At 49.2% G+C, this 14287-nt stretch carries 11 protein-coding genes; 3 read left to right on the top strand and 8 right to left on the bottom strand.

The annotated features are described in order from the left end of the window. Positions 1-3: 3 nt before the first annotated feature. The 5 genes from ABD014_RS20640 to ABD014_RS20620 all read right to left on the bottom strand — a co-directional run bounded on the left by ABD014_RS20640 (position 4) and on the right by ABD014_RS20620 (position 4666). Complete coding sequence (locus ABD014_RS20640; protein WP_343864547.1) at positions 4-1095, bottom strand: DUF58 domain-containing protein; 1092 nt, start codon at positions 1093-1095, stop codon at positions 4-6. A gap of 9 nt (positions 1096-1104) precedes the next feature. After that, positions 1105-2073 (bottom strand): AAA family ATPase, encoded by a 969-nt coding sequence (locus ABD014_RS20635; protein ID WP_343864375.1) that lies wholly within the window; start codon positions 2071-2073, stop codon positions 1105-1107. Between the two features lie 128 nt (positions 2074-2201). After that, entirely contained in the window at positions 2202-3284 is a 1083-nt protein-coding gene (locus tag ABD014_RS20630; RefSeq protein ID WP_343864374.1) for a hypothetical protein, read from the bottom strand. A 137-nt stretch (positions 3285-3421) separates the two neighbouring features. Further along, on the bottom strand, positions 3422-3730 hold the full coding sequence (locus ABD014_RS20625; RefSeq protein ID WP_343864373.1) for a thioredoxin family protein: 309 nt from the start codon (positions 3728-3730) through the stop codon (positions 3422-3424). Positions 3731-3802: 72 nt separating this feature from the next. Then, complete coding sequence (locus tag ABD014_RS20620) at positions 3803-4666, bottom strand: helix-turn-helix domain-containing protein (RefSeq protein ID WP_343864370.1); 864 nt, start codon at positions 4664-4666, stop codon at positions 3803-3805. 132 nt (positions 4667-4798) lie between these two features. On the opposite strand from ABD014_RS20620, the gene ABD014_RS20615 reads away from it, so the two are divergent. The 3 genes from ABD014_RS20615 (at position 4799) to ABD014_RS20605 (ending at position 8118) form a co-directional block, all read left to right on the top strand. Further along, positions 4799-5857 (top strand): Gfo/Idh/MocA family protein, encoded by a 1059-nt coding sequence (locus ABD014_RS20615; RefSeq protein WP_343864368.1) that lies wholly within the window; start codon positions 4799-4801, stop codon positions 5855-5857. 128 nt (positions 5858-5985) lie between these two features. Further along, complete coding sequence (locus tag ABD014_RS20610) at positions 5986-6864, top strand: sugar phosphate isomerase/epimerase family protein (protein ID WP_343864366.1); 879 nt, start codon at positions 5986-5988, stop codon at positions 6862-6864. Positions 6865-7260: 396 nt separating this feature from the next. Beyond that, positions 7261-8118, top strand: a complete 858-nt coding sequence (locus ABD014_RS20605; protein ID WP_343864364.1) for a sugar phosphate isomerase/epimerase family protein — start codon at positions 7261-7263, stop codon at positions 8116-8118. A gap of 95 nt (positions 8119-8213) precedes the next feature. Here the strand turns inward: ABD014_RS20605 and ABD014_RS20600 are convergent, their stop codons facing one another. The 3 genes from ABD014_RS20600 to ABD014_RS20590 all read right to left on the bottom strand — a co-directional run bounded on the left by ABD014_RS20600 (position 8214) and on the right by ABD014_RS20590 (position 14285). Then, complete coding sequence (locus ABD014_RS20600; RefSeq protein ID WP_343864362.1) at positions 8214-11582, bottom strand: discoidin domain-containing protein; 3369 nt, start codon at positions 11580-11582, stop codon at positions 8214-8216. 202 nt (positions 11583-11784) lie between these two features. Continuing rightward, complete coding sequence (locus ABD014_RS20595) at positions 11785-12783, bottom strand: glycoside hydrolase family 130 protein (protein ID WP_343864360.1); 999 nt, start codon at positions 12781-12783, stop codon at positions 11785-11787. 182 nt (positions 12784-12965) lie between these two features. After that, positions 12966-14285, bottom strand: coding sequence for a glycoside hydrolase family 125 protein (locus ABD014_RS20590; protein WP_120464493.1), 1320 nt, complete (start codon positions 14283-14285; stop codon positions 12966-12968). Positions 14286-14287: the final 2 nt, after the last annotated feature.

The following is a 14287-nucleotide window of genomic DNA, read 5'->3' as shown; positions in this document are numbered from 1 at the left end:
CTCCTAAATAAAGTCATTGATCTCGGGAATCTTCATCCATTCGACGCCGTTTCCCCGCTGCAGCAGCTGGTCAGCTGCCGTTCTCAGCTTCTCACCCTGATGACAGGAGATCAGTAGATAATCGGTGTCCACCGGATCTTCGTTCAACAACTCCTCGAGCAGAGTCGACATCGAGACTGTCCGATCCAGAACAAGCCTGGCCAACGTCGACAGCAAGAGCTCGAACTGATCGGCTGCCGCGGAGGGTTCGATCCTGACAGATTCTCTTGGGCCATTGATCAGATGTCCATTGCAGATCAATCCAGTCTCGACCCCGCTTCGCAGCGCCTGATCGGCCACTGTAGCCGCATATCTGATGCCCAGTTCTATTCGCGCCGGGTCATTAATATTACGCCACATCGTATCGCTATCCTCCAAATTGAGACAAATCATAAGCCGATGATCGGCTGTATAATCGCGCTTATGGACCTGCAACGCACCTGTACGTGCCGTCGCCTTCCAATTGATTGATCCCATAGCATCGCCGGGGCGATATTCGCGGATTCCCGAGGTCAAGAACGGATCCTCCACGATCCAGCGCCTTACAGCAAGCTCTCCAATCCAGCTATGGTTCGGCAGCGGAAGCTCCTGCAAGGCGAGGATTTGCGGATATACAAGCAGCTCCAGGTTCAGCGGAAATTTCTGCGCCTTGGAGATCAGACCAAGCGGATCGCCTGTCGTCAGTGTAGCCGAATCCAGACGGAAGAGACCACGACGCGAGCATATAACCTGATGATGTCTCTTAATTCGACGATAGGAACGAAGATAGAATAGACTGATATGATTCTGATAGATGTCCCCGGAGTAGATGTCCAGATTGGCCTGATTACCGAACCGGAGTCCTGCTTGAATGCTCGACTCCAGCCGCAGCCAGGGCAGTGGAAGCCATTTCTCATTGGAGATCACCTCCACCATTTCGACCGTATCCCCTTCGAACACGGCGTCCTTGGTGAAGTAGCGAGTATAGCTCAACCCTCGCATCGCGCTTCGCTGATAAATAAAGGCCAACAATCCGATCAGAACGGAAGCGCTAACAATTAACCAGGTTAATTGCATGTCAACCACCTACTTCCCTCTTCCTGTCAGTACATCCTCCGCAGGAACCTCCACTTCACTGAGCACTTGCCGAACTACTACATCGCTTTGTCGATCATCCGGACGGAGTCCGTGGCGAACGAGTAGTCGATGGGCCAGCACCGGCTCTGCAACTCGCTTGATATCGTCCGGAGTTACATAATTCCGGCCTTGCAGCAGAGCGATTCCCTGCGCGGCACGCATCAGAGCAGTGCTAGCACGCGGACTGGCGCCAAGCCTCACATCAGGATGCTTCCGCGTTGCCTCCGTAATGCGGACGATATAGCTCAGCAAATCCTTAGAGACGCTAATCCCAGCAACAAACCGCTGTACAGCAGCGACCTCCGCACCTGTAGCTACTGGAATAAGTCCTTCTAGCGGATTCTTCACCTGGAATCGTAGCAGAATATCCACGCCTTCCTCATGCGTAGGATAGCCGACCTCAATCCGCATCAGAAAGCGGTCAAGCTGAGCCTCAGGAAGTGGAAAAGTCCCCTGATTATCGACCGGGTTCTGTGTTGCCATTACGAAGAACGGACTGGACAGCTCATGGGTCAGGCCGTCTATCGTCACCTGGCGCTCCTCCATACATTCCAGGAGGCTGGATTGGGTTCGCGGCGTCGCCCGGTTAATCTCATCAGCTAGCAGCACCTCCGTGAACACAGGTCCTGGCCTGAATTCGAACTCACTTGTCTTCTGATTATAGAAGTTAATCCCGCTTAGATCAGAGGGCAACAAATCAGGAGTAAATTGGATTCTCTTGAATTGCCCATCCAGGGAACGCGCCAGAGCCTTGGCCAGAAGTGTCTTGCCCGTGCCGGGTACATCCTCCAGCAGCACATGTCCATTGCCGAACAAGGAAGCCAGCAACAGCTCAATTACTTCTTCCTTCCCTACGATCACTTCGCTGATATTGGTATGAATTCGCTTCGATATCGATACTGCTCCCTGCAAGTCCATAATTCCACCGCCTCAATAACTAGAATAGGATTATAATAGGATAGTTTAAGTTATGTATATTTTTCCTTCTATATATCATAACAAAAAGCCCGCTTTGATTATAGCGGGCCTTCTGATGAATATTGGGTTTACACTCTGGCTTCGATGCCGCTTAAAATGGTACGCTCCAGTGGGAACAGACTGCCCTCGGCTGTAGCTCCCTGGTAAATATCCTTAAGCTGATCACGCAGTTCCTTCGCCTCAGCCAAATAAGAGATCGATTGCTTCATTGAAGCAGAATAACGATTCCTAACCGCTAGAACGGCATCTGCAAACTTCTCATCTGTTCCTTCAGCAATCGCAAGCTGATATACGTCAAGGATCTGATCTCCTTGACGAACTGGGAAGTGCTCATGAGGTGCCGTGCTGTCGAATATAGCAATCCCTAGCTCCGGGAAGATCAGCATATCTAGGCTATTCGGATCAAAGCCACAATGATAGATTTCTGTATCGATGCCCTTCAGCTCAGCGGAAGCAGCCAGACTTTTAAATAGAGTCGATTTGCCTGAACCCGGACGGCCCTTTACATAAATGCGCCTCTGCAGACGGTCGGTCAGATTAGGAACGAAATCGATAGCTCCTCTCCAGGTCGCTGCGCCGAGGAAGCGATGGACAACTTGCGCCTTTTTGCCCGCTCTCACAGGTTGTAAATACTGCTCCGACCATTCCGTCGCCAGCGTATTCATCGCCTCGCGGTCAAGATGATCAATATAAATCTTCTCCCAATCATCATGGATGCGCAGTGTCTTCAGAAACATATCATAAGCCTGCTCATAGGCTGTGTCGATCTGCCCCTGCAATCGTTCAATCTCTTCGGACGAAGCCTCCAGTTTGCCTGTATCAAGTACGGAACAAAGGTCGATATATCTGATGTCCGCCCCGACCGGTTCCGCATTAACCGACCAGGCATCCCCATCGACGATCCCGAACGACAGATCCGTAACGATAATCCCCTCCAGGGATTCGTGGTCAAGAGGCTGATGAATTCTCTGCAGGGAGAAGCCGCACTGCTCTAATGCCGCCGCAATCCGCCCCATTATCGCTTCCGTCCCCCCAGGAAAGCCCTGCAGCACGTAAATGGTGCCGAGTCCCTGAAATACCGAATCTGCCAAGCTGACTAATCCTTGCGCTGTATTTCCCCGCATGAAATAATGAAGATCCTGCTCTGCCATTTCCAGTTCTGCCCCTTTCTCTTTACCGAAAATCAATACCCTACACTTTATGCATAAGGTTACGACTGTGTGTTAGCCTATTACTTCCCTAGGACAGGTTAACTTGAGATGGCCAGCAGAAGCTGCAAATAGCATGATCACTGCTTCAGCCATTGCTGCAGATCCACTACTGAATGAAGTGCATATTGTTTCTGCACCAGAAAGCCAGCTTGAAAGATAATCAATGCCGGCACACTGGAGATTTGCCAATCCTGCGTCAGATCTGGCGCGTAGTTAATATTTATTTTAGATACCGGAATCGTTCCGCCTGCTTCAAGGACAATCTCCAGCATTCTCTCCGCGAGTTTACATGTCCCACACAATGGTGTATAGAACAATACCGCCTCTCTGGAACCAGCCCGCTCCCATCTAACCCTTAGTTCCTTTTCCGAAATCTCCTGCAGCATGTGACAATCTCCTTAACATTATAAAAAATTTACGACATTACTCATCTTCTTGATCTTGCTGCATAGCAGGTCTCAGCTATTTCCTCCACGTTTACGGTAACTACTCGGCGATATTCCAGTGACTCTCTTAAACACGCGGGAAAAATAGAACATGTCCTGATACCCCAGCGCTTCAGCGAGTTCTTTAACGCTCATTTCTGTATTCAGCAGCAAATTTTTGGCCTCCGCGATCTTTAACCGGTGAATAAATTCGTTGAGCGGATATCCGCTATACTCATGGACGATTCGCCGTAGCGTAGATACGGATATATGATGCCTGTCTGCAATTTCCTCCGGTTTCTGCTGTACATAAATGGAACGGGAAAGGTCTTCAATGATTTTCAATGTAAATGTTCCACGGTGACCGGCTTGGGTCTGCTCTATCTGTACCACAAGTTCGTACAAGAACAGCTCCAGCATCATGGCCGCCCTGTCCAGGTTGCCTGGCTGGTTGCTATCAATCAGCATAAGCATCATTTCCATCCGGTGCAGAAGTGCATCATCAGTAATGCCGTGCTTCACCTGTTCAGGATTATTGAGCCAGTTCTGTAGCCATTCGTCGACCCGTTCGCCATATACAGTGAAATAGTATTCATCCCAGAAGCCCCCACGATTCGGGCCATAATTAAATACAGCCCCAGGATATAGGCAGAACCAGGAGCCTGGAACTACCTTCTGCCTCTCCCCGTCATTAACCTGATAAAATCCCTCCCCGCCCGTTATCATGACAAACGCCCAATGAGCGAACACAGAATTTACTCTTTGTAGCGTCCTCCCAGGTAAATGCCCAGCGCTATGGAAGGCCAAAGATTTAAGTTTTAGCTTGCTCGGATCGACGAGCGGCTCATAGGTACGAATCGGGTATGGACTGATCATATAATCCATATATTTTGTCATTCTGGACATTCTCCCTTGCAAATTCTTGTGATAGATTGTAGGTAATTGAACAAATAAACCATGCCGCCGTGAATGAAGTACATAATATTGTAGCAAATTCGCTGCGGGGATGAAAGGATGTAAGCGTAAACAATGAAACAGGTAAAAATCGGTCTCATCGGCTGCGGATCCATCTCTGAATGTCATTTGAATGCCTATCAAGAAAATCCTCATGTCCAACTGTATGCAGTCTGTGATCTGAATGAGGAAAGGGCCAAAAAAGCAGCAGAAAAGTATAATGTACCTCATGTCTATACCGATTATCGAGATCTGTTGGCTAACTCGGAAATAGATGCTGTCAGCATCTGTACATGGAATAACTCCCATGCAGAGATCAGCATCGCTTCTCTTGAAGCCGGCAAGAATGTACTCTGCGAGAAGCCGCTCTGCAAAACGGTAGATGAAGCTCTTCGCGTACAGGAAGCCGTGCATCGCACTGGCAAGACGCTGCAGGTCGGCTATGTCCGCCGCCACGCTTCCAATATTGAAGTACTGAGACGTTTCATTGATGCGGGCGATCTGGGTGAAATTTATTTCGCCAAAGCCAGCTTGATCCGTAGAATCGGTAATCCCGGCGGCTGGTTCTCCGATATTGAACGCTCCGGCGGTGGCCCGCTGATTGATATCGGCGTGCACGTTATCGACCTATGCTGGTACCTGATGGGCAAACCGAAGGTGAAATCGGTAACCGGCAATACGTATCGTAAGGTAGGCAACCGCTCCAATGTTCTGAACTATGATTTCTATAAAGCAGCGGACTATGATGCTTCCCATAACACGGTAGAGGATATGGCTAACGCCTTGATCCGCTTCGAGAATGGAGCTTCCCTGATGGTCGATGTCAGCTTCAATCTCCACGCTACACAGGATTCGCAATCGATCAGCATCTTTGGCGATAAAGGCGGCGCCGAGCTCGAACCGCAGCTGAAGATCACTACAGAACGACATAATACGATGATTAATATCGATCCGCAGATCACTTATCCAGGATTCGACTTCCAGGGTGCTTTCAACCGTGAAATCAATCATTTTGTAGAATGCTGTCTGGGGAACACCGAGACAATCTGCCCTGTAGAAGACGGAACCCAGTTGATACAGATTCTGAATGCCATCTATCAATCGGCAGCAGAGGGACGGGAAATTCAGTTCTAATTTTCTTGAAGCAGATTCTGCTTAGCGTCAGAACTAGTCCTGCTGTGGTTAACACAAGAGAATATAAGGTCCAGCTGGACGTTCTGATACATTTGGCAGCTTAAAAATATCAGGGAGTGTGAATAAAGGTGAATTTGACGAACAAAATCGGTGTCATTGTTGACAGCTTCGGAATCGGCGTTCGTGAAGGCTTGAAGAAAGCGAAGGAGGTTGGCGCAGAGGGGGTACAGATCTACGCTGTGTCGGGTGAAATGGACCCGGATCAGCTTAGTCCAGCCCAGCGCAAGGAACTGCGCCAATACATCGCGGACCTGGGGCTAGAGATCTCGGCGCTCTGCGGCGATCTGGCCGGACATGGCTTCCAAGATGCAGCCGCCAACCCGGCAAAAATCGAGAAATCCAAAAGAATTCTCGACCTGGCAATGGATCTCGGTACCAACGTGGTGACTACCCATATCGGGATTGTCCCAGAAGATCGCAATGGACAAATTTACACAGCTATGCAGGAAGCCTGTGAAGAGCTAGGCGTCTATGCGAACAGCATGAACGCATACTTCGCTATAGAGACCGGACCAGAACGGGCAGCCCATCTGAAGAGCTTCCTGGACACGCTTAGTACCCGCGGCGTCTCCGTCAACTTTGACCCTGCCAATATGGTCATGGTCACAGGCGATGACCCGGTAGAGGGCGTCAGGACGCTCAAGGATTACATCGTGCATACGCATGTCAAAGACGGACATCGTCTCTGCCTTGTTGATCCTAAGGACGTCTATGGCTATCTTGGCTATGATGCAATGGATCATCAGAAGATTGCCGAAATGGCCAGCTCCGGAGCAGCCTTCGAAGAAGTTCCGCTCGGGGAAGGCAAAGTGGATTTCCCTGCCTACTTCGCAGCTCTGCAGGAGATCGGCTATAAAGGCTACCTGACCATCGAGAGAGAAGTCGGAGATAACCCTGCTGCTGACATCGAGAAGGCCGTTAAATTCATTAAAGCTTACCGCAACTAGATTATAATGAGTGTTCAAAAAGTTCGGTTTTCAGCACCGAGAAGGTTGGATGAAGCTAGGGCCTGAGGAGCGGAGCTACACGTTTTCGTAGAAAACGACCTCGTAAGCATTTGCTTGTAGTTTGTACGTGAGCACCTAAGATGTTTCTGGAGGAAACATAACTTCGTAAGCATCTGCTTAGGCCCGGGTGAATTCAAGATTCGATGTCGATTAACTTCCTGATTTACTTCGTGTTAGATATAGAATTTATACGTTATCTTGCTACGCTGATGGAATTCTATATCGCAAGAAAACCTACATCTGGATCGTGGTCGCTCATCCTCGAATGACTTCGATCGGTTTTCTTATCAAAAGCGGACTTTTTGAACTACCTCTATAGAGAAGGAGTGACTTGTCATGAAACTGGGAATTAGCTCTTATAGTTTATATCAGGCCATAGAAGCAGGGTCTATGGATATACTAGGTGCCATTGATTGGGTGAAGGAGATCGGAGCCGAGCATATCGAGATCGTTCCTCTAGGGTTCAGCCTGATAGACAATCCTGAACTGATAGATCAAATCGTAGAGCGCGCCGCAAAGGCCGGAATCGAGATTTCCAACTACGCTATCGGTGCCAACTTTATTACAGATACAGAGGAAGCCTACGAGGCTGAGATCGAGCGAGTATTGAAGGAAGTAGATGTCGCTCACCGACTTGGCGTCAAGCTAATGCGCCATGACGTCGCTTCCCGCCCCGACACCTCGATCGTGAACTTCAATTCCGATCTGAAGCGGATTGCGGACGCCTGCCGTAAAATCGCCGATTATGCCAAGGGCTTCGGCATTACAACAAGTGTAGAGAATCATGGCTACTACGTTCAAGCCAGCGACCGGGTTCAAACGCTGGTTCATACCGTGGGCCGGGATAACTACAAGACGACGCTCGATATCGGTAACTTCGTCTGTGTGGATGAAGACCCGATCCGCGCGGTCAAAAATAATATCAGCATCGCCTCCATGGTGCATGTGAAGGACTTCTATATCCGTCCTGCCGACTACAACCCGGGAGAAGGCTGGTTCCCGAGTGCAGCAGGCCGTTACCTGCGCGGAGCCATCGCCGGTCAAGGAGACCTCGACGTGCCAGCTCTGCTCGGTATCGTCAAGAGTTCCGGCTACGACGGATACTTGTCGATCGAATATGAAGGCATGGAAGACTGCAGACGCGGAACGAAGATCGCCTTCGATAACGTGAAGCGGATCTGGAACGAACTGTAGCTCAATAGAGAAAGGGGCTGCCCCCGTCGTTGAACCGCCGTATTTCCAAAGTTTTCTCTTTGGCGACGGTTCAAATTCCAGGGCTGCCCCTTCTTTCATTTGGCTCCAGCCATGTTAATCAGATCTTGCATCGGCCGCAATTCGCGATTAACGTCGTAAGGATAACGATTCAATACCTGAAGCAGCATCTCGTGCAGCTTACTATTGTTATCAACTTGCTGCAGAAGCTCCTCCATTTGAGCGATAAGCTGCTTATACTCCTGAATATGGTCCGCTCCATAGACCTCGAATTCGAAGAAGGAGTTGCCGAACACCGTTGCCCGCTTCACACCTTGGAATTTCACATAACGCGCCTGCGTCGGGTCAAAGGTAATCGTATCGAGATTGCCTTTGGAATGAATCACTCCATCCTTGTCACCAGATACGCTGGTCCAGCTCTTCTTATCCGTCGACACCAGCAGCTTGAATTTCTCGGCATAAGCTGCCTGCCAGCGAATAATCACCTTGCTGATATCCTTGATATCGCCCAAGTCCACCATAAACCAGGCATCATCTACGTATGCGCTGGACCATCTGGAGGTTGGGGAGACATCCCCGTCAACAGCCATATCCGCCGAGTAGTATGGAAATTCAGTGGCGGAGGATTCCGCTTTTTGATGCAAAGCCAGATTATCGCTGTTCAGCAAATCGATCGCCTTGTTGTAGATCATGACATTATCCAGTACGCCCTTAAACGCATTCGTTGTGCTGCCGATTCGGAGCGTCGGCAAGACAAGCGTGTTCATTTTAGGGTAGGTCTCCTCCATCCGTTCCACATACTCATCTACGTTAACGAACAAGGTCACACCTTTATTGTCGCCCTTGAACGTCAGATGCGTCCACTTACCCTCCGGAACGGAGTAATTAAACGTGCTGTCATAATGCTCCTTCGTAAAGCCAAGCTTGCCTGTACTACCCTGCTTCAGCTTCAGTGTTCCTACAGGCGATTCCATCAGAACCGCATCCGCCGGATTACCCGGATCGGGCTTGATCCACATGGAGGCCGACCAGTCAAAGCCAACGGCCTCAACCGGAGTCTCAATATAGCTCTTCCCCCCGTTCAGCCGCACGCCGTTGTCATATTTCCCCTGCGTTATATCGATATTCACGCCTTTGCCATCATAATGATTGCCTGAAGTATCTTCAAATTCCTTCTCGAACAGATATTGAATGACACTATTATCTTCATTGTTAACGACTACCGTATGGGAGAGATTCGCAGTAGGTGCATCACCGATCTTCTCCTTCCGCTGCTCGAAACGTTCGAAGGACCTGTCTTCCCTCGTCCCGGTCCACATTTTCTCGGCAACGACCTGAATTCCAGGGAGCATACGATCATGCGAATCATCCATCGATAATCCATTAACTTCGGAAGCATCATTCCATGAGGAGAACATGCCGCCCTTGACGCGCGGATGGCCGAATGGAAGTGTCATTGTCTCCCATTTGATGGGTTCCCATTCATTATATAGGAACTGGGTATTCAGGTAGTTCCCGTACAACGTAGGAACGATGTACATGTAAGTACTTTGGGTATTGATGACATCATAGCCGAGATCCACCGCTTGCTGTGGAGTACCATAAGATTCACGCCAAATATCCATCGTAGCATCGGTACTGATCGGCGTCACCCCATTATACTGCGTAAGGCCGCCCCACAAGTGAGGGTGTTTGCCTTTGCTGTTAATATACTTGATGAGGGTGTCCATGTATCCGCGGAAGACTTCCACATCGCCGGTGTATTCATCTGTACCAATGTTAATATCAGGCCCGACAAATGTCGGATCATTGCCATCCAGATATTCATCAAATAGGGACTTGACGAACTTTATCGTCTCCGGTTTGGAGATATCGAGCATATTGTCGTTGCCCAAGGACGGATTATACGAAGTGAACACACGCGAATGCCCCGGGGTGTCGATCTCTGGTATGACGTTTACGCCATATTCCATCCCCATAAGCTGCAGGTCTTTAAATTCCTGTTTTGTATAATGGCCATTTAGACTAGACAGTCCCGGATATGTGCTGCTCTCCAGCCGGAAGGCTGCCCTCGTTCCGTCTTTGAATGGCGTTCCGACACTATCGTTCAAATGAATCTGGAACGTGTTCATTTTGTACCACGACAGCAGCTTCACATAGCTCCGCAGAAAATCAATCGTATAGAACTTGCGCGCCACATCGATCATAAGCCCTCGCTGCTCGTATTTCGGATAATCCCTTGCTTCCCCGCGCGGAATGGTGCGGTCCGGATGCTGCTTGATAATCTGCAGGGCAGTTCTTGTACCGAAAAAGACACCCTGAGCGGTAGACGAGGTCATAGAGACGTACTCATCGACCCGGAACAGATTTCCTTCATCGCCAAGCCATGTCAGGGAAGGATCAATCGCCAGGTAGAGATCGCCCTTCTTCGGCTTTCCATACTCGATCTCGAGATTAAATCCGGTAATTTCCTGTAAGTCCTGGCGCGTCAATTCAGCGGCATTCTGCAGAACATCCTGATCCTTCGCATCCACGACGATCCGCGACGATTCCGTCAGTGTATAATTGCCCTTGCTGCCATACCACTCCCGCAGCGATGGAATCACATCCGGTTCGGCATTACGATCCGCAGTTTGTTTATGCTGCCCCGGAACTATGAAGGTGATATTCTCGGAGAGCAGCTTGCGGTTTGGATTCTTCTTATCCGTGACCTGGATGATCAGATTTACCTTAGCATCCACTAAGGGCTCGCGAATATTGCCTTCCAAATCAATTACAGGCAGTCGGTCGCTGCCATACAAGGCAACCTCATAATCTGCAGGGACATGTGCCGCAGACCAATCGAGCTTCGTCTGTCCGGGAGTTACAGTAAGTGCCGCTGTTACGTCGTCCACAATCGTCCGCAGATCATTCAATTGGTATACTTCAAATTCATAAAAAGAGTAGCCGTACAGCTTGCCTTCAACCGGGGCCCGCTTCACCCCCTGGAATTTCACGTATCTTGCCTGAAGCAGCGGGAAATCCACGGTCTCAACGCCACCCTTGCTTGTGATCACGCCGCCATCTGCCCTTACATTCTTCCAGCGCTTGGCGTCATCAGATACAAGAATTTTGTAGCTTTTTGCCGGAGTTTGCCAACGGATCACAACGCGATCGATGCCCATCTTTGCACCAAGATCCACGTAAAACCACTGATCATCTTTGTAAGAGGATGACCATCTGGTGTTGCTTTTCCCATCTACAGCTAGCTTCGGCTTCAAAGCATCCACTTCATTTCCTGAGGCAAAGGCCGGCTTATCCAAAGCCAGATTCGTCTGTGTAGGCGCCCCTTTCACAGCTTCCTTGGAAGCAGTCTGGGCATGGACCGCAATCGGCTGTACGATAGGTATAAACAACATGGCCAACACAAGCATCGTTGAAACGGTTTTCCAAATGATCTTCTTCATATTCCCTCCATATCTTTTGGATTTTGATGATTTTTCCACTGACAATATACGCTTCCTCTCATCACAGCAAAAAACCGCCTGGACAGCCAGACGGTTGGACAGCACTATAATTATGTACGAAAACATGCTGCTAAAAGTTAACAGGGCTGGCCCGTCATGTTTCATGACGAAGAGCCAGCCCTGTTCTTTTTTATATAAAATATTAAGCTTCAGATTCCAAAGGATACTCTTCCATGTAGCTGAGCAGTTCATCCACAGTTGTGAAAGCAAGTCCAGTTACGGTGTCCGCACAGCCATAGTAGATAGCGATACGGCCAGTTTCCGCATCGGTTAAAGCCGCACAAGGGAAGGTAACGTTCGGAACGTCGCCAACGCACTCATACAACGTCTCAGGCCCAAGAATATAGTTGCGGGAACGCGCCAACACCTTCCAAGGCTCATTGATATCAAGCAATGCACAACCCATACGATATACAAAGCCATTACAAGTGTTGATAACGCCGTGATAGATCAAGAGCCAGCCTTTATCGGTCTCAATCGGAACAGGCCCTGGGCCAATTTTCTTGGATTGCCAAGCGGAGGCATCACCATTGATTGTACCCATCACATAACGGTGTTTGCCCCAGAAAGTAAGGTCGGGACTTGCACTGTAGAAAATATCGCCGAACGGAGTATGTCCTGTATCGCTTGGACGGCTGAGCATTGCATAGTTATCGCCGATTTTACGCGGGAACAGTACGCCATTACGATTATAAGGCAAGAAGGCATTCTCTAATTGATGGAAGGTCTTGAAGTCAGTCGTATAGCCGATTCCAATCGTTGGTCCATGATAGCCATTGCACCAGTTGATATAATATCGGTCTCCAATTTTAACGACCCGTGGATCGTAGCGATATTCCCGCTTAGTTACTTCTGGATCTCCTTCAAATTGGATCGGTTCATGATTGATCTCCCAGTTCACGCCATCCTTACTGAAGCCGGCGAAAATGTCCATGCTGACGGATCTGGAGTCACAACGGAATACACCGGCAAACCCATCTTCAAAAGGCACTACGGCCGAATTAAATACGCTGTTGGAATTCGGAATCGCATTCCGTTGGATAATCGGGTTAGCCGAATAGCGCCAGACTGGAGAGTTGCTGCCTGCAGGCTTGTCCTGCCAAGGGATGTTCGTCAGTTTTTCGCCAATAATTCTGCTCATTTTAATTCTCCTTTTCATTTAACGATAAGTTTTAAGTAATGAGAAATCATACTCAAGATCACTTTCGCACTCCGAATTGTAAGTGACGAGTGTCCGATTTGCAATTGAAGAATCACGACATCGCGTCGTGGTTCTTCCTGCAGCTTGTGGCTTCGCACGCCTTTGCTGCGTTTATCTCACGTTTACAAGATGCCTTCCTTCATTGCCCGGTATACGAGCTGAGAGAAGAGGCTGTTCGACCAAGCGAACCATTTCCGCGTGAAGATCGTTGGATCATCGACATGGAAGCCTTCGTGCATAAATCCGGTATCCGCATCGGTGTTCTCCAGCATCGCGATCATCTCGAGCTTCTCTTCCTTCGTCTGCGCCGTGATTCCCTGCATAGACAGCGCCATATGCCATACATAATTCTCCGGAGTATGCGGGCTGCCGATTCCTTTGGCTGCTTTCCCTTCAAAGTAGAACGGATTTTCCTTGCTCAGTGCAAAGCGTCTCGTATTCTGATAGATCGGGTCATCGGCCGTTACGTATCCGAGATACGGAATGGAGATCAGGCCTGGTGTACCTGCGTCATCCATCAGGCAGTAGTTGCCGAAGCCATCAGTCTCATATGCATAGATAGGACCGAATTCTGGATGACGATATATTCCGTACAGCTTAATGCCGTAATCTACTTCGAACTCCAGCTCTTTCAGTTCAGCCAGGAAGTCCATATCACGGAATACCCACTCGGCAAATTCCTGCATCTGCCGCAGCGCTACAACTGCGAACATATTGCCTGGAATGTTGTAATGGAAGTCACAAGCATCGTCGCTCGAACGGAAGCCGGACCAGATCATTCCCGTATAGTTGACCGGCATGCCAAGACCTTTGTTACGCAGCGAGTCTTCAGGGATTCCATTGTTACGGGTAAAGCGATAAGGCGAATTCTCAAAATGATGCTGTTCCGTCTTGAAGACTTCTACGATCTTTCTCATCGCCGCTTTGAAGCCAGCGTCAAAGATGTCAGTCTGCTCAGTCTCTTTCCAATACGTATAAGCTAGGCGTACGACAAAGCACAGAGAATCGATCTCGAATTTGCGCTCCCATACCCATGGAGACATATCGGTCTCATCGGTTGTATTCCAATGCCAATCATTTGCGGATTCATTGAAAGCATTCGCATACGGATCAATATGAATATATTGAATATGACGTTTGATCAAACCGCTGATGATGCGCTGCAGATCCTCGTCCTGCTTCGCGAACGGTACGTAATGAATCACCTGCTCGACCGAATCGCGCAGCCAGGAAGCCGGAATATCACCGGTAATGACGAAGGTCGTTCCGTCCTCCATCAGCTTTGTCGTCGTCTCCAGCGTATTTGGGAAGCAATTTTTGAATAATTGCAACAGCTTCGGACGGTGAGCTAGCTTCACCTCTGCTTCGGCTAATACATCCTTAATTGCCGCCGGGAGCTCCAGCTTAGGCATCGGTATTTTCGGGAGTCTGAATTGCTCCATGT

The organism is Paenibacillus motobuensis (assembly GCF_039521865.1).
Classification (GTDB): Bacteria; Bacillota; Bacilli; order Paenibacillales; family Paenibacillaceae; genus Fontibacillus; species Fontibacillus motobuensis.
This window is presented reverse-complemented; position numbering and strand designations above follow the sequence as displayed.